The 16,321-nt window shown below is 43.0% G+C and carries 15 protein-coding genes; 9 read left to right on the top strand and 6 right to left on the bottom strand.

Translation table 11 applies throughout. The annotated features are described in order from the left end of the window. The first annotated feature begins 197 nt into the window (after window positions 1-197). The 5 genes from NKI27_RS05070 (at window position 198) to NKI27_RS05050 (ending at window position 5,812) form a co-directional block, all read left to right on the top strand. Window positions 198-989 (top strand): hypothetical protein, encoded by a 792-nt coding sequence (locus NKI27_RS05070; protein ID WP_265048602.1) that lies wholly within the window; start codon window positions 198-200, stop codon window positions 987-989. Between the two features lie 366 nt (window positions 990-1,355). Then, window positions 1,356-1,754 (top strand): PilZ domain-containing protein, encoded by a 399-nt coding sequence (locus tag NKI27_RS05065; protein ID WP_265048601.1) that lies wholly within the window; start codon window positions 1,356-1,358, stop codon window positions 1,752-1,754. Window positions 1,755-2,004: 250 nt separating this feature from the next. Beyond that, window positions 2,005-2,913: a sulfate adenylyltransferase subunit CysD gene (gene cysD / locus NKI27_RS05060; protein ID WP_265048600.1), complete on the top strand. Its 909-nt coding sequence runs from the start codon at window positions 2,005-2,007 to the stop codon at window positions 2,911-2,913. Between the two features lie 105 nt (window positions 2,914-3,018). Further along, window positions 3,019-4,668 (top strand): sulfate adenylyltransferase subunit CysN, encoded by a 1,650-nt coding sequence (cysN, locus tag NKI27_RS05055; RefSeq protein WP_265048599.1) that lies wholly within the window; start codon window positions 3,019-3,021, stop codon window positions 4,666-4,668. A gap of 127 nt (window positions 4,669-4,795) precedes the next feature. Then, complete coding sequence (locus NKI27_RS05050) at window positions 4,796-5,812, top strand: nucleoid-associated protein (protein WP_265048598.1); 1,017 nt, start codon at window positions 4,796-4,798, stop codon at window positions 5,810-5,812. Window positions 5,813-5,982: 170 nt separating this feature from the next. Here the strand turns inward: NKI27_RS05050 and NKI27_RS05045 are convergent, their stop codons facing one another. Further along, on the bottom strand, window positions 5,983-6,276 hold the full coding sequence (locus NKI27_RS05045; protein ID WP_265048597.1) for a hypothetical protein: 294 nt from the start codon (window positions 6,274-6,276) through the stop codon (window positions 5,983-5,985). 262 nt (window positions 6,277-6,538) lie between these two features. Here NKI27_RS05045 and NKI27_RS05040 point away from each other — a divergent pair, with 262 nt between their 5' ends. Beyond that, window positions 6,539-6,832, top strand: coding sequence for a hypothetical protein (locus NKI27_RS05040; RefSeq protein ID WP_265048596.1), 294 nt, complete (start codon window positions 6,539-6,541; stop codon window positions 6,830-6,832). Between the two features lie 39 nt (window positions 6,833-6,871). Then, window positions 6,872-7,387 carry a hypothetical protein gene (locus tag NKI27_RS05035; protein ID WP_265048595.1) on the top strand — a complete coding sequence of 172 codons (516 nt, stop codon included), beginning with the start codon at window positions 6,872-6,874 and terminating at the stop codon, window positions 7,385-7,387. A gap of 76 nt (window positions 7,388-7,463) precedes the next feature. On the opposite strand, the gene NKI27_RS05030 is transcribed toward NKI27_RS05035, so the two are convergent. The 4 genes from NKI27_RS05030 to NKI27_RS05015 all read right to left on the bottom strand — a co-directional run bounded on the left by NKI27_RS05030 (window position 7,464) and on the right by NKI27_RS05015 (window position 13,779). Continuing rightward, on the bottom strand, window positions 7,464-9,206 hold the full coding sequence (locus tag NKI27_RS05030) for a sugar phosphorylase (RefSeq protein WP_265048594.1): 1,743 nt from the start codon (window positions 9,204-9,206) through the stop codon (window positions 7,464-7,466). An 82-nt stretch (window positions 9,207-9,288) separates the two neighbouring features. Beyond that, window positions 9,289-10,515 carry a glycosyltransferase family protein gene (locus NKI27_RS05025; protein ID WP_265048593.1) on the bottom strand — a complete coding sequence of 409 codons (1,227 nt, stop codon included), beginning with the start codon at window positions 10,513-10,515 and terminating at the stop codon, window positions 9,289-9,291. Window positions 10,516-10,574: 59 nt separating this feature from the next. After that, window positions 10,575-12,314: an HAD-IIB family hydrolase gene (locus tag NKI27_RS05020; protein WP_265048592.1), complete on the bottom strand. Its 1,740-nt coding sequence runs from the start codon at window positions 12,312-12,314 to the stop codon at window positions 10,575-10,577. Between the two features lie 109 nt (window positions 12,315-12,423). Beyond that, window positions 12,424-13,779, bottom strand: a complete 1,356-nt coding sequence (locus NKI27_RS05015) for an MATE family efflux transporter (RefSeq protein WP_265048591.1) — start codon at window positions 13,777-13,779, stop codon at window positions 12,424-12,426. A 208-nt stretch (window positions 13,780-13,987) separates the two neighbouring features. Here NKI27_RS05015 and dbpA point away from each other — a divergent pair, with 208 nt between their 5' ends. Both dbpA and NKI27_RS05005 read left to right on the top strand, forming a co-directional pair. After that, on the top strand, window positions 13,988-15,370 hold the full coding sequence (dbpA, locus tag NKI27_RS05010) for an ATP-dependent RNA helicase DbpA (RefSeq protein WP_265049472.1): 1,383 nt from the start codon (window positions 13,988-13,990) through the stop codon (window positions 15,368-15,370). Then, the gene (locus tag NKI27_RS05005) at window positions 15,370-15,648 is read left to right on the top strand and encodes a peptidylprolyl isomerase (protein WP_265048590.1); all 279 of its coding nucleotides are present in this window, start codon (window positions 15,370-15,372) and stop codon (window positions 15,646-15,648) included. The genes dbpA and NKI27_RS05005 overlap by 1 nt, the downstream gene beginning before the upstream one ends. 49 nt (window positions 15,649-15,697) lie before the next feature. On the opposite strand, the gene NKI27_RS05000 is transcribed toward NKI27_RS05005, so the two are convergent. Then, window positions 15,698-16,306, bottom strand: a complete 609-nt coding sequence (locus tag NKI27_RS05000) for a glutathione S-transferase family protein (protein WP_265048589.1) — start codon at window positions 16,304-16,306, stop codon at window positions 15,698-15,700. Between the last annotated feature and the right edge of the window lie 15 nt (window positions 16,307-16,321).

The raw sequence follows: 16,321 nt of genomic DNA, 5'->3' as shown, positions 1-16,321 counted from the left end.
TAAATATTGATGAGACATATCGCCCCCCTTAATATTATTAAAAATACCGTTCAACATTAAACACTAACGTTAGCTTTAAACTGCACTGACTTGAACTCTTTCATCTAAGGCAATATTATCGCCTCGTTCATAAAAATGAAGCCTAGAAAAGCTATTTCAGATTAATCACATTTGCTCTCAGCAAGGACGCTATATAAATGGATTCAACACCATCAAAAATGACCCCTAAAGATATTATTCAAGGGGTCATATATGTCTCTCTTTTAATCCTGTTTATTTATTTTCTAACGCAATCACCTAAAGACTCAGACTGGATTTATTATTCAGTTGACGGCGATGTTATTCGTGGCGAATCGTTTGAGCGATGCAGAAGAAAATTCACCAATGATTACGGTAAATGTCATTACTACGACATACTTTCTGGCGCTGATATAAGTTCAACAGTCGATGTGCCGGACCTTGGGCCTAACGTCGATGGAGTCTATGTCAGACAATATGCTAATGGGCTTTGTCAGGTGTTTGCATCAAGTGGAGATCAGTACTTACGTATCCTGATTGAATCCGGCCGTGATGCCATAGGGAGTTCGCGCTTGAGTACAGAAGAACGAAAAATGATCCCTCTAGTTTCATACACATTCAAGAAAAGTTTTTATATCAGTACGACCTTATCCTACCGAGAGCCTACTGATTTTGTAAGCTGGCAAACGGAAAACCTAGCGCGAGGAGTATCACAACCTTATGGTGGGCGTGGTTGGATATTTAGCAAAGGTGAAGACCAAATTGTAGGAGTAGGCCTTAATAAAGCGTTATACCCCGAAAGTACCGGTGTGATCAGCACATCTAGAGACGGGTTAGAAGACCGAAGCCTTGTTGAACCTCATGAGAAAGCGGTTATTGCCCTTGCCTTTTCTTGGCGTGATGAGCAAATAGATCGATTTAGCTCTCTTCTGAAAACTCAGATACCTTTAAATTGTGATGCATTGAAATGACCAAACTTCACGGCTACCCTTTGGGTTCAAAAAATAGACCTGTCATCTTTTTACGCTGTAAACGTATTAATTTTGGCTGTATGGGGTCAGCCACTAACCCAAAGCAAACTCAAATATATCTCGCCCGACTCCCTCTTTTTTCCTACGACTGGGTCACAGTGATACATTCTGTTTCAAACTGAAACGGGGATTTAATTGCTAACATGGGGATAACCGCTTAAAATTCATACAACTAGGTAACTATAAGCAGAAATTTGATTAATGTGCGGCAGTAACATGCTTTTGATCAATGATATCGGAGGTCACTCTGTTAAGTTCACCCTTTATAGAAAACGCATCAATATGTAACTGTGGCAGCAACGATTTATGGATACCGATAGCACCAAAAAAAACCTCCGGCACTACTCTCGCATCAAAGCTCAACTGCAAGCAAAGGTTTTAAAAGACACTGACGTATTAGTTAACGTCGATATCGCAAACCTGTCACGTGCAGGCATGATGCTGACATGCGATAACAGCACCCTTAATAAGCTACTCCCGAATACCACACCCATTGTGCCTAGTAAGCCCGTACAGGTCGCTATTGAATTTACCGTTCCGGTTGTGGCTACTCAAAGCGTTCTGGTTAAGACACGATGTAATATTGTCTACACACGCCGCCTATCCCGTGACTCTTTCCAAGTGGGGCTAGAATTCGATTCGGTTGAAAATAACGGCTATAGCTACATCAATCAGTATATTGATGCGCAGCAAAAGGCAGGCTAACTTATAACCTTTTGTTTAGTACCTTGAGGCTATATCCTTATTTCTTTTATATCTAGAAGATCAACTTCTTATAATCACCTATTATTTGGTATAATCTTTCCTTTCGAAATACTCACATGCCTATTGTGTTAGCTACATTTAATAAATAGCTAATTAAATCAATAGGTAATTGTGATATTGACAGATTTAAAATACGCGATATTTATCATTTCATATTTATCCGACGTCTATCTAAAGCAGGTTTTAAAACATGACCGATTACAATCTGACTCATCTGAAGCAGCTTGAAGCGGAGAGTATCCAAATTATCCGGGAAGTTGCGGCTGAATTTGATCGTCCCGTGATGCTTTACTCTATTGGTAAAGACTCTACCGTAATGCTTCATTTGGCAAGAAAAGCCTTTTTCCCAGGCAAGCCTCCATTCCCATTGCTTCATGTGGATACCACATGGAAATTTAAGGAAATGATCGAATTCAGAGATGAGCAGGCAAAAAAATACGGTCTTGATCTGCTAGTACATATTAACCAAGATGGCGTTGATCAAGGGATTGGCCCATTCACTCACGGTAGTGCAAAGCATACTGATGTAATGAAAACTGAAGGCTTAAAACAAGCCTTAAATAAATATCAGTTTGATGCTGCATTTGGTGGTGCTCGTCGTGATGAAGAGAAGTCTCGCGCTAAAGAGCGCGTGTATTCTTTCCGCGATAAAAACCACGGTTGGGATCCTAAAAACCAACGCCCTGAGCTTTGGAGCCTTTATAACGGCAAAAAAGACAAAGGTGAAAGTATTCGTGTATTCCCACTGTCTAACTGGACTGAGCTCGATATTTGGCAGTATATCCACCTTGAAAACATAGACATCGTACCGCTTTACTTGTCTAAAAAACGCCCTGTTGTAGAGCGTGACGGCATTACAATTATGGTCGATGATGAACGTCTGCCACTTGAGCCTGGTGAAACACCTGAAATGAAATCTGTGCGCTTTAGAACACTGGGTTGTTACCCGCTTACGGGTGCTGTCGAGTCAGAAGCCACAACGCTGCCTGAAATTATTCAAGAAATGCTCTTGGCAACGACGTCAGAAAGACAAGGCCGCTTGATTGATAGTGACCAAGCCGGATCAATGGAACAGAAAAAACGTGAAGGTTATTTCTAAACAAGCCCTACATTTGTTTCTGCAGTTGCTCAACGGCAATACGCACAAACAAGGCTTTTTTAAAAACAAACACTTTCAGAGATTGAGAATTAAAGAGATACAGACATGTCAAATCAGTCGGATCTAATTGCTCAGGATATTAACGAATATCTAAAGCAGCACGAACATAAAGAATTATTAAGACTACTCACTTGCGGCAGCGTAGATGACGGTAAAAGCACCTTAATTGGCCGTCTATTACATGACTCTAAAATGATCTATGAAGATCAATTAGAATCGATTAAAGCTGACAGCGTAAAATCGGGTACTACGGGCGAAGAAATCGATTTAGCCTTGCTAGTAGATGGCCTACAGGCAGAGCGTGAGCAGGGTATTACCATTGACGTAGCTTACCGTTTTTTCTCGACCACTAAGCGTAAGTTTATTATTGCGGATACCCCTGGGCATGAGCAATATACGCGAAATATGGCAACGGGTGCATCTACAGCAAACATGGCCATCATTTTGATCGATGCCCGTCACGGTGTATTGACTCAAACTCGTCGTCATTCTTTTATAGCGTCACTATTAGGTATTAAGCACATCGTCGTCGCGATCAATAAAATGGATATCGTCGACTTCAGTGAAGACCGCTACAACGAGATCAAAGCACAGTATCTTGAACTATCTTCACAACTGAATATCGACAATATCTACTTTGCACCGATTTCAGCCTTAAAGGGTGACAACGTTGTCGACCGAAGTGAAAACATGCCTTGGTTTGAAGGCCAAACGCTGATGGAACTGCTCGAAAGCGTTGAGATTTCAGCTGACCGTAACCTAGAAAACTTCCGTTTTCCTGTGCAATACGTTAACCGTCCTAACCTCGACTTTAGAGGGTTCTGCGGCACGGTTGCCTCTGGAAAGATTCACCCTGGCGACGAAATAATGGCCTTACCTTCTCGCCAGGTCAGTACGGTTAAAGACATCGTTACCTTTGATGGTAACTTAGATGAAGCCTTTGCTGATCAAGCCGTTACCTTAACGCTGAAAGATGAAATTGATATCAGCCGCGGCGACATGATTGTTAAAGCAGACGATATGCCTGAAGTCGGTGCTTCGTTTGATGCACACGTCGTATGGATGGCAGAAGACGCGCTAAAACCAGGTAAGCTATACGATATTAAGCTGGGAACCAGTGCTGTATCAGGCTCAGTACAAAAAATACATCATCTAATCAACGTTAACACGTTCGAAAAAGATCAAGGTGAGCAGCTCGACCTAAACAGCATTGCACTGTGTCGATTCCATTTGAATCAGCCTGTTGCATTTGACGCTTACAAAGCCAACCGTACAACCGGTGCATTCATCATTATTGATCGACTAACCAACGTTACCATTGGTGCTGGTATGATCGAAAATGCATGCGACGAAGGTGATCTGGACGAGTGGGCACCTGTAACAGCAGAAGAAAGAGCGATTCGCTTTAACCAGCAGCCGCTTCAAATCGCATGTACCGGTGCAGCAGCCGAGCAATTGGCACTAGACGTTGAACGCAAGCTGTTTGATATGGGTAAGTCAGCGGTCGTACTTTCTGAGGTTAACACCGCAGATGATCAAGAGCGCAATAAAGTAGCTCAAATTCTAGTTCAGTCAGGTTTAATTGCCGTTACTGTTTTGGAATCAGCTACCGAGCAAGCTGATATCGTGTTAACCGCTGAAAGTGATAGCGATTTAACAAAAGATATCAAATCATTGCTTAAGCAATTGAAATAAAAACAACAAGTAGCAAGGCGTCCTTTATTGGTATTGCCTTGCTACTTGTATCCGATTTAATCTCCCCAAAGCCTCCTTCTCTGAGTTACAATATCGCCCTTCTTCACTGTATTCGGGTATCTATATTATGGCCATTAAGTCTCTCGTTATTCATCGTGTTACCCGCTGGCAAGACGACCAGCCTGCGGAGTTAAAACTTCGTGACGAGCTACTCTCGGTCACAGCCGACTATGAGTCATTACTAACGCAAGAGAAAAAACTCTTTAACGGTAAACCAGGCAAAAAATATGGTCGATTTAGTGACGACGTCGGCGAGTCACCCTTCGCCAGCTGGTTAACCGAAACCCTCGACAGCAAAATGAGTTTTTTGAGTTTCTCTCAAAAAGTCACCGAGACTTTTAAGCAGCACCTTGATGAACAACCCATTACCCTAGATGGCTACCTGATGTTTGTCTTAGATAGTCGTGCTGATGGCGATGTTTTCTACCTGCTGTTTCTTGAAACTGCATCCGGTATGGAACTCAGTGGTTCACTCGAGCTGGAAACCGTTGATTATCTCAACACTTCAAAGCTCGACTTAGCTGCGCGCATTGAGCTATCTGACTGGCAAGGCGATACACCCACAGACGATTATTTCGTGTTAGCGATGAGCCGGAGCGCAGCAAAAGCTGGCGACGTATTTTCTAAAACACTTGGCTATCAAAACAGTATTGATACTGAAAAAGAAACCGAAACATTACTCGAGACCCTTGAGAAATATACCAGTAAAGTAGAAAGCAAAGATGCGACCCAATACCGTAAAAAAGCATACGATTATTGCGTAGAGCAACAACAGATCGGCGAGCCTGTACAGATTGAACAACTGTCAAACTACCTAGACGAAAACGAGCCACAGCGCTTTGCCAGCTTTGCTAGAGAAGAAAAAGCCCTTAACAGTGAAACAGAGTTTAGACCTGACAACCGTAAACTAAAACATCTAGTTCGGTTTACCGGCAAAGGCAACGGAATGAGCTTGTCATTTTCATCTGATTTAATTCAATCGTCTGTTCATTACAACCCGTCGAACGACACGCTCACCATTACAGAAATCCCCAAGAGCCTCAAAGCGCAATTAGCGAAGTTTATTGATAAAGGCGAAGAGTAAGCCCAGATACCGTATTCCCACGAACAAGGTGAATTGCGAAGCAAGAGCGCGCGCCCTGGGGTGACCGGGAATCCACCGCTTTAACAACAAATTTAGTGACAGACCTACGTGTCTGTCTTTGTTCTTTTAAGTCGAGGGCGAACACATAGGTTAACCTCTACAATCATGGATTAACCACAACTCAATCCCAAACCTTGTGTTATCAACCAGCCAATATATCCTGCGCTCCCAGCCAAAACAGCCCCCCCCAATAAAATAATCATCCACTTTTTAGCAGGAAAGTCTAACGACTTATTTGCAATATCCGCCCGTTCTTTTTTCTCTAACTCGCGGCCGACTTCCAACATCAATTTCACTTCAGGCGATGCCCTATCAATCAGAAAAGACGCGGCTTCAAACCACTGTTCGTCTTTTGTCCCCTTTCGCAATACACTAATTGCGTTACTTACAGTATGAAATTGCATTTTAATCCTACAGGCATTTACCAAGCTTATTTAACATTTATAAAGCGTAGACCATTCTTCACCCCTCATACTGATTGCTTAGCGAAACAATCGCAATGTGACCGCGCGCTAACAACATAAAATTTAACTTGCCAACAGTGGCGGCTTCACGGTTAAATTACATTTCCCAGTTTTAATAAAAATGTACCATTTTATGATTTCAATACTTTTTATCTCTGTCGTTATCATTCTCACTCTATTTCCATGCTATCTCTTGAGACAAGTGAGAATCAGTAAAGATACGCTTATTCAGTCTGAACAAGCACGAAGTCAGCTTGAACAACTATTAGCGCTCCCTAGTTCGGTGAGCGAGCCCTACACCCCAAGCATGAAATTAATAATCGAAATTGACGACCCTATTGGGCTAGCAAAACGAGAACAGCCTTTAACAAAATACCTCAGTCAGGTGGCGCCTGAACTCATTATTAAAAAAGTATATGAGCAAGTAGCGAGCGAAGTGGCAGCTGGCCTTGAAGAAAAAAACGTGGATGCATCCGTCACCGTTACGAAACACTAAGTGCTGTTCATGACCGTTATTTATGGAAGATAGATCGCAATGAACCTAGAAACGATTAATACATTACTCCCCTTCTTGTTGGTTATTCCATTAGCCATCAACGTATTGCTAATGGTTAAAGTAACGAATCTAAAAAAACAGATTAAGAGTAGTCACGCGAAAACCCTAGCGCTGCTCGAATTTTTACGTAAGCAACAATCACGCACTGCATCAATAAAGGCTAAACAAGCGTTAGTAGAGAAAACAGTTAATAGTAGTACGGTAGCAGTAGAAAGTATTCACCAGTCAATCTCTGATGCGGCATTTAATGTGATCAATAACCTATCATCAAAAGAAAAAACAAAAACTAGAAATCAAAAACTACGAGAACTTCACGACCAAACCAGCAGTGATGTCTACAAATCAGTAAAAGTCGTGAACAAGCAAGTTGGCGTGATAACCGAAGCATTTCTGTCGACGCGCAAATCAACTCGTGCAACGCCTTCAGATAAACAGCCAACGCCTGAACGCCAAGTCCACAAAAAAAGAAGTAAGCGCTTAGACCCAAATAGCTAAGACCTAGCTAATCCCCTCCCTTGTAACTAAACACTGTCCCTATAACTAAACACTTCGACCCCCCTATACGCGTAGTTTATCCCCCAATCATATTAGTCAACCAAACCGATTGATAAGGTGCCAATACCAAAGTGCCATGTAAGTCTTGATAACGCTCACCAGTGATGAGATCGACCCACTCATCAGTCCCTACAAGATTAACAGCCGTTAAAGGGATAACTTGGGGTTGGTCAGTAATGTTGTTAATCGAAAAAACACTCTGGTCCCGTCTCAAACTCTGACGCCAGAATGCAAACACTTCATCTCCTAAATGCAGCGTATATTGAATCGCATTTGGGTGAAAGGCAGGCTGCTTAACTCTAATATCGATCAACTTTTTTAGTCTATTAAAAACTAAATGATGTCGGGACTCGGGGCTGTTTAGGGCTCTTTCAAGCTCTGTATAGTCCCATTGATATCGGTTAATAGAGCGCTTGTGCCCGGTTCGTTTGACACCTTCATAGTCATTCCCAGTAGCCAAGAGGCTATGAATATAGATGGCTGGAATACCCTCCAGTGCCAACATCACCGCATGCGCGCACACAAATCGCTCAATCTGCCATTGATCCTTCCCATTGACAGTGCCTTTTAATGCATCAAACAGGCTGATATTGACTTCATAAGGCTTATTTTCTCCACTATCAAGAGCTCGCCAAGAGACTTCTCCACCATGGGTAATCATGGTATCCATTAACAATTTAATTTCCTCATCAGACAGCAACCCTTCTGCCGGTCGAAGCCCTATACCGTCATGTGAAGCTATAAAGTTAAAGTATGTAGTCCCCATTTGTGCAGGCGGCATACTCATTAACCAATTTTTCAAATAATGGGAACTGCCAGTCACCAAGGTATTAATCAGTAAAGGAGGCAATGAAAAGTTATAAACAACATGCGCCTCGTTAGCGTTGCCAAAATAAGATAAGTTTTCTCGATTAGGTATATTAGTTTCTGTAATAATCACCGCATCACTTTTTCGGGCTTCAATAAGCGTTCTTAATAAGCGCACAATTTCATGGGTTTCTGGTAAATTAAGACTCGTGCTACCCACCACTTTCCATATAAACGCGACGGCATCTAAACGAAAAACCGCTATACCGTTATCAAGATACCCTTTAATAATTTTAACGAACTCTAACAGCACCTTCGGATTAGCAAAATTTAAATCCACTTGATCGTGACTAAATGTGCACCAGATATGTTTTTCACCCTCTTTAGTAATCACCTTCTTTAATAGCGGTGATGTCCTTGGTCGAACGACGTGAGAAAGATCATCGGAGGGGGACGCTTCAACAAAATAACCTAGACCAGGCTCACGTCCTTTGAGATAGTTTTTAAACCAGCGACTTTCTGCAGAACAGTGATTAATCACCACGTCAGCCATGAGTTTAAAATCATTAGCAATTAAATTAATATCACGCCATTCCCCCAGTGCCTTATTAACCGCCATATAATCAATAACAGAAAAACCATCATCTGAGCTATAAGGGAAAAACGGCAGGATGTGAACACTATTGATCGTACCCATTAGGTGTTTAATCAAAAACTGATGCAGGCCGCTTAGTGGCTTCTGTCCTGGGGCCAGAAAGGTATCGCCATAGGTGATCACATACACATCATGTTGGTCCCAGTGATTTTCATACTGTGCTAGCGACGTAACCGTATCCTCGATACCCATTGCCTGAATAAGCGTATCGGCTAATATATTTCTCGTTTTCTCTGACTGCTCTGGATAAAGGACAGCGAGGTGAGAAATGACTCTAAACCTTAACTCTTCCATCATAACCGATACCTAGTTAGACTAAATTGCTACGGACTTAATCAATGCGGATTTAATCAATACAGTCCTACTGCACTCGTATGAACTATGACTGAGAGAACTCCTCGTGATCTAGCTCGACAGCCGTTTTTATTTGCTCAAAAATATCAGGTATTGCGCTCACTACCCTATTCCAACTGGGTATAAAGGGTTTTTCCATTGGGCGCTCCAAAAACTGATTACCTGCTTTAACAATGTTCTGAGTAAACAATTCAACTGCTTTTTCTTCAGAGTGAATATCGAAATTAAGCCCATTAATGATGGCATCGTTACGGTAGGTTTCGACAAAGTCCAACGCTATCCGGAAGTATGATGCTTTAATGGTTCTAAAGGTTTCTGCATTAAATACCACACCATTGGTCGCCAGCTTTCTAAATAGCGCTTTCGATATATCAATCGACATTTTTGACAAGCCGCCGCTATCATCCCCTTCCGATAGGTTTTGATGTTTATGATCATAAACGTCAGCGATATCGACTTGGCAAAGTCTGTTGGTGGCATAATTGCGCTTCACTTCTGACAACACACCTATTTCAAGCCCCCAGTCGCTCGGTATTCGAATATCATTCAATACATCTAACCTGAACGAAAATTCACCTGCAAGGGGGTACCGATAGCTATCTAGGTACTCTAAATAGTCCATAGAGCCAAATACTTTTTTCAACGCTCTAATTAACGGTGTCACTAACAACCTGCTTACCCTGCCGTTTATTTGGCCATTTGCAACTCTTGCATAGTACCCTTTACAAAATTCATAGTTGAAATTGGGGTTTGCAACGGGATAAATAAGACGAGCTAATAAACCTCGCTCATAGGTAACGATATCACAGTCATGTAACGCCACAGACTGAGCGCGGCCAGAGGCTAGCGTGTAGCCCATGCAATACCATACATTTCTCCCTTTCCCCAGCTCTAAGGGAGCAAGACCTTCTTTTTGCAATTTTTTATCAATGGCCTGAAGCCTTGGCCCTTCATTCCAGAGAACCCGATGATGCTGAGGAAGAGCAGAAAAAAACTTGAGTGCTTTTCGATACTCATCTTCAGACGCTCTATCAAGCCCAATGACGATTTCGTTTAGATAGGTTGCTCCGCGTAATTCGTTCACAATATTGGGCAACGCCTCACCCTGCAACTCAGAATATAGAGAAGGCAGTATAAGTGACATAGGGCGTGTTTTTGAAAAGCGATGTAGCTCTTCTTCTAATGCCTCTACGGGTCGTCTCGATAAATTATGAAGTGTCGTAATAATCCCATTCTGATAAAAATCGCCCATAACTCGTTACTCCATATTATTTTGACTTAATCTTTTGGCTTTACACTTAAGTTGTCGCGCTAACTAGCACGCTCAATAATTTTCAGTACCTCTTCATTCCACCCTTTAGGGCCTTCTTGAGTCGAATAAAGTACTTCACCCTTAGGCTGATTAACCTCTGGATACTCATGCACGGGTGATTTAACGACCACGGCAATATCAGCTAACGCCAACATGGCACTATCATTTTGACTATCGCCCAGTGCCACCAAGCGAGGCTCGGTATTTCGGCCACTCTTTTCGCTATATAAGTCCTTCAACCACGCGAGCGACTGACCTTTATCGCAACGCCCAAGCACATGAATAAATCGACCTCCACGCAACAGCATCAGACCATTTCGTTCCACCTCAGTGACAAAATCTAGATAACGTTCTTCGCTGTCATGCCAAAGAATAGGTTCGGAAAAGTGCCTGTTTAGCGCCTGAATAGCACATTCTTGTGAAAGTCCAGTTAGCATGGCTAACGCCTCAGGGGTAAAGTCAGAAAACCCTTCAAATAAGTAGTCATTCTGATGTTTTATACGCTGCAGTATGGTTAGTATTTTGGCTCTAGGCTCACCCAATATTTTGACGTATTGATCGCCTATCAATAATAGGTCGTCTGAGAGTTGCCCCCCTAGCGTTGGCCAAGTTGATTTTGGTAGATAGACCGCTGAGCCATTTTCTACAATACAAGGCGTTTCTACAGCCAATTCGGTCTTAATTCCCTCGACCTCTGTATACGTTTTACTGGTATTGATAATTAGCGGAATATCTCGCTGTTTAAGCGATGCAAGTGCAGGTAAAGCAGCAGAAAATGAGTAATCAAAATGATCCAACAAGGTGCCGTCTAAGTCAGAAACAACAATAAAAGAGTGGTTCTTTTTGGGCTCAACCATTTCATAAATGGTGTGATTCTTATCGAGCTTAAACAAGCAATCTGCAAGGGCTGGTAGCGTACTTAAGCAGTTTCGTGTAATACGCTCATAGTGCTGAATAAAGTGAGCGACTTGATCATCATCCATAACCCCACTGTGATGACCCGAAACACCATCGATTCTGGCCTTCAGTTTATGTTCTTGCAGTAGCCGCCATTCATAGATCACATCAAAGGAAGGGGCTTGAAGCACGATTAAATAATCCAGCTGATCAAACAGTGATGTGCAATCTGACTTTAAGTGCTCATTGACCCAGTTTCGCCATAAGCCCAACGCATCATGTTCCGTTTCAAATTTGTTAATGGGGTCTTCTAGCAACAAGTCATCTTCAGGGCGCGCAGCAACACACCAACCTTCAAACAAAATCACATCAACCTTACCGCTAATGCTTTCCCACTCTGATTCAGGCTTTCTATCATCCGACGCTTTATCGAAGCGAGGAACTAGAACATGTTCGCCATCTTTCAAAGCCTTTAATTTAGAAATGGTTTGTAATGCGAGTTCGATATCATGGGTGCCTGGCACACCCCGTGTTTTGAGTAGAGGATGAACATCACCGGCAAGCCGATCTCGCTCACGCTTGGTTAGATAAAAATCATCCAGCGAAAGACTAACCGTGTTTAGGTGATGACTATGTTGTAAAACGAGAGACGTAAATAAGGCAAGCGTTGACTTTCCGGTTCCTTGCCCCCCTTGCACCCCGACCAACAGCGCACCATTGTTATGCGCTGTTAATACCGCTATTTTTTCTGCCAGCGGTATTAAGTAACGCTCAACCGCGTTTATATAGCCCTTCGGTAGCTGCTGTTGATTGATTTCGCTAAGTATCTTCTCATGCACCATAATGGAACACGCTTACCCTCTATAAACACTAAAATTGAGTTATAGAGGGTACTATGCACAGAATTGGCCAGAATTGATAAAAGGAAAAAAGAACTACTTCAGCACGACATTAACTCAACACTAACGCCTGCCTCTTTTTTAAATTATTAAGATGATAAATAAAGAGTGCCACCAACATAATGGCCGTCACACCTAAACCGATACCAAGCCCTCCCCAAACACCTTGAACGCCCCAATAATCCATTAAGAAGTAAGCACTTGGAAAGCCTATCCCCCAATAACCTAAAATGGTAATAAGCGTAGGGGCTAATGCGAGCTTCATCCCTCTTAAGGACCCCATGGTAATGACCTGTACACCATCAACCAGTTGAAACAACGCGGCGACCCATAACAGTTGAATGCCTACCTGCTGAACACTGGCAATCTCTTGTGTATCTTTTGCTTGGGTAAACAGGTTTACGATCACTTCGGGGAAAAACCAAAACACAAAAGCCGCAATCGAGCTTCCGACGAATCCTACCAGTACCCCAGTAGCGGCATAACCACCAACATCATCTAGTTTATTAGCACCATAACTACGCCCGACCAATACGGAAACAGCCTGAGATAACCCGACCGGTATCATAAACGACAAGGTGATACATTGAAGGGCAATTTGATGCGCTGCTAACTCGATTTCACCTATAATCCCGACCAAAATGGCAGCAGCAGTAAACAAGCCAGCCTCCATCGCATAAGCAATAGCCATAGGAATACCTAAACGAAGCGTCGCCAGTACTGAGTGCAGTTTGAAAAGGCCCCAGCCCGACCAAAATGGATAGGGTTTTAAAGCAGGTAATCTATAAATATCCCACACAAACGCGAAGAACATTAAAAACGATACAATGACAGTTCCGTAACCGATCCCCCTTAACCCTAACTCAGGTAAGATCCAAAGCCCTTTCATCAGTGCGTAACTGATCGGAAAGTTGCATATGGCGGCGGCTAACGTGATTTTAAGAATTGACCCCGTTCGCCCCATCCCTAACGCAAAGTTTCTGAGCGCCATAAAGCCAAGCCCAGGTAACAGTGCCCAGACTACAGAGCGTAAATAAATCTCGGCATTTTCAATACTGCTTTCGCTTTGGCCAACATACCCCAACAGCCCTCCAACATGCCAAAGGCCAACACCACAAAGCACCGCCAACGCCACGGCAATAACCATTGATGATAGTAAGGCTTGATGTATCTCTCCGTGGTCATCCTTCCCTACGGCGTAAGCTATAATATTAGAAGAAGCGACTAACACGCCGGTACACACGATAAAGCAAAAACTAAATATTGCGGCCCCCAGACCACCACCCGCCAACATCTCGACACCGAGCATTCCCATAAGAATGGTATCAATAAAGCCCATAGATGCTTGTGCGAGCTGAGCCACAACGAGCGGCAATGCCAACAGAAGTATGTTTTTTATTTTGAGCATTGCGCTCTCCAAATATCAAATCTAACAAAACACTATAACGAGCTAATGAAAAAAAAATAATAAGGGAAACAACCTATAATATACCTCCTACTCACATGCCCTAAGTAAACGTCGTAATTTTTCTATTTTTTACCTTTTGTTTTAGCCGACTCTGGTATAATCATCGGCCACAGCCATACGCCAAAAAGAGACACTTGTGACAACACCTTTGAATACCCAAGATTTTTCAAGCCTTAATCTGCCTCAAGCCGCCATCGATAACTTAAATTCGCTTGGCTATACCGCCATGACGGCGATACAAGAGCAAAGCATTCCATTGGCATTCAAGGGTCATGATTTAATTGCTAAAGCCAAAACCGGCAGCGGCAAGACGGCGGCTTTTTCGTTACCTATTCTAAATAAGCTCAACATTCGATTTTTTGGTGTTCAGGCACTCATTCTTTGCCCTACTCGTGAGCTTAGTTCTCAGGTTGCTAAAGAAATTCGTCGTCTAGCGCGTTATCAGCAAAATATTAAAGTCGTCACTCTTTGTGGTGGACAACCTATTGGCCCTCAAATAGGGTCACTAGAGCATGGTGCACACATCGTTGTCGGTACACCGGGTCGAATTAAAGACCATCTACGAAAAGGGACTCTGGTATTAGATAGCGTACATACGGTTGTATTAGATGAAGCCGATAGAATGCTCGATATGGGCTTTTATGACGATATTGAAACCATTATTGAACAGACCCCTTCAGAACGACAAACCTTGCTTTTTTCAGCCACCTATCCTGAAAAAATCCAACAACTCAGCAGTGACTTTCAGAAAGATCCTGTCGAGATTACCGTTGAGTCAGTGCATAGCCATAGCCAGATCGAGCAAATTTTTTATCAGGTGTCTAGAAACCAGAAAAACGATGCCACTTACCAACTGTTATTAGCACACCAGCCAAACTCAGCGGTTATTTTTTGCAACACAAAACAAGCCTGCCAAGACCTCACCGACTACCTAATTGATAGCGGATTGAGCGCGCTATCGCTTCACGGCGATTTAGAACAGCGAGATCGTGACGAAGTATTGATTCGTTTTTCAAATCAAAGTGTTTCTATATTGGTGGCAACCGACGTGGCAGCACGAGGCCTTGATATCGATGACTTGCAAGCGGTCATTAACTACGATCTTTCAAGAGACAACGATATTTACACCCACCGTATCGGGCGAACTGGACGGGCGGGTAAAAAAGGTCTTGCTCTAAGCCTGTACTCAGACTCAGAAAAGTACAAGCTAGAAGCCATCGAGAATGGTCAGCAGCAGCCTATTAAATATGGCGAAATGAAAAAGTCAGATAACAGTGGCGACAACCTTTTACCTCCACCTCAAATGACGACGCTTTGTATCTTTGGCGGGCGTAAACAGAAAGTCAGACCAGGCGATATTCTTGGCGCACTCACAGGTGAAGCAGGTATTCCAGGAAAAAGTGTCGGAAAAATAGATGTGACCGATTTTTCAGCCTATGTAGCGATTGAAAGAGAGCAAGCAAAGAAATCGCTAGAGCGTATATTGAGCGGTAAAATCAAAGGCCGTAAATTTAAGGCAAGGCTTCTGTAATGCCGGTTGCATGCGCTAGACACATCTTGGTTAAAACGAAAGAAGATGCCGAGAGATTAAAGCAAAAAATTGCCAAAGGCGAAGACTTTGGCAAGCTTGCAAAAAAGCACTCTGAATGTAAATCGGGTAAACGAGGTGGCGACCTGGGTGAGTTTCGCCCAGGCCAAATGGTAAAGGCTTTTGATAATGTCGTATTTAAGAAAAAAATATTACAGGTTCATGGCCCGGTGAAAACACAGTTCGGTTTTCACCTGATTGAAACCATTTACCGACAGTAATCATTTAGCAGCTAAGATATAACTTTTGAGCTAAGATATAGCTTATGGGCTACCCCAAGCTCGCCGCTTTTTGATAGGCCGGTCGTTGCTGTATTTTAGCTAAATAAGCCCGCGTATTTTCTCTGCCCTCCAGTAAACCTCCATTGGCCGCGATTTCTAAAATAACGGTCATCATAATGTCGGCGGCCGTAAAATCATCCCCTGCGAAATACGCTCGTTGACTAAGTGTTGACTCTATATAAGAAAAGTCCACCGCAATTTCTTTTGCGATATAGCCATCCATAGGTTGCCGACCATCGCGCCCTTCCATGTTCATAAATAGCTTGGTGATAACAGGCAAGCCCAGAGAGCCTTCCGCAAAGTGCGACCACTCAAGATATTGGTAATACGCTGCACTCCCCTGAGCTGGTTTTAAGCGCTTGAGTTCATCCTGATCAATGATGTATTCCATCACCGCACTGGATTCACATAGGGTTATATCGCCATCAACCATGACCGGCGCTTTACCTAAGGGGTGAACCTTTTTTAAGCTTTCCGGGGCAAGATGTGTTTCAGCATCTCGCTGGTGGTCAATGCGGGTATAGGGCATATCGAGCTCTTCTAACAGCCATAATACCCGCTTTGAACGTGATTGATTTAAATGGTGTACCGTTAACATAGTCCGTCCCTCTGA

The sequence above is a fragment of the Alkalimarinus alittae genome (assembly GCF_026016465.1).
Classification (GTDB): domain Bacteria; phylum Pseudomonadota; class Gammaproteobacteria; order Pseudomonadales; family Oleiphilaceae; genus Alkalimarinus; species Alkalimarinus alittae.
This window is presented reverse-complemented; position numbering and strand designations above follow the sequence as displayed.

Excerpts from the sequence above, each read along its gene's own strand:
- NKI27_RS05070 (WP_265048602.1), top strand. The coding sequence starts at position 198 with ATGGATTCAACACCATCAAAAATGACCCCTAAAGATATTATTCAAGGG.
- NKI27_RS05065 (WP_265048601.1), top strand. The coding sequence starts at position 1,356 with ATGGATACCGATAGCACCAAAAAAAACCTCCGGCACTACTCTCGCATC.
- cysD (WP_265048600.1), top strand. The coding sequence starts at position 2,005 with ATGACCGATTACAATCTGACTCATCTGAAGCAGCTTGAAGCGGAGAGT.
- cysN (WP_265048599.1), top strand. The coding sequence starts at position 3,019 with ATGTCAAATCAGTCGGATCTAATTGCTCAGGATATTAACGAATATCTA.
- NKI27_RS05050 (WP_265048598.1), top strand. The coding sequence starts at position 4,796 with ATGGCCATTAAGTCTCTCGTTATTCATCGTGTTACCCGCTGGCAAGAC.
- NKI27_RS05045 (WP_265048597.1), bottom strand. The coding sequence starts at position 6,276 with ATGCAATTTCATACTGTAAGTAACGCAATTAGTGTATTGCGAAAGGGG.
- NKI27_RS05035 (WP_265048595.1), top strand. The coding sequence starts at position 6,872 with ATGAACCTAGAAACGATTAATACATTACTCCCCTTCTTGTTGGTTATT.
- NKI27_RS05030 (WP_265048594.1), bottom strand. The coding sequence starts at position 9,206 with ATGATGGAAGAGTTAAGGTTTAGAGTCATTTCTCACCTCGCTGTCCTT.
- NKI27_RS05025 (WP_265048593.1), bottom strand. The coding sequence starts at position 10,515 with ATGGGCGATTTTTATCAGAATGGGATTATTACGACACTTCATAATTTA.
- NKI27_RS05020 (WP_265048592.1), bottom strand. The coding sequence starts at position 12,314 with ATGGTGCATGAGAAGATACTTAGCGAAATCAATCAACAGCAGCTACCG.
- NKI27_RS05015 (WP_265048591.1), bottom strand. The coding sequence starts at position 13,779 with ATGCTCAAAATAAAAAACATACTTCTGTTGGCATTGCCGCTCGTTGTG.
- NKI27_RS05005 (WP_265048590.1), top strand. The coding sequence starts at position 15,370 with ATGCCGGTTGCATGCGCTAGACACATCTTGGTTAAAACGAAAGAAGAT.
- NKI27_RS05000 (WP_265048589.1), bottom strand. The coding sequence starts at position 16,306 with ATGTTAACGGTACACCATTTAAATCAATCACGTTCAAAGCGGGTATTA.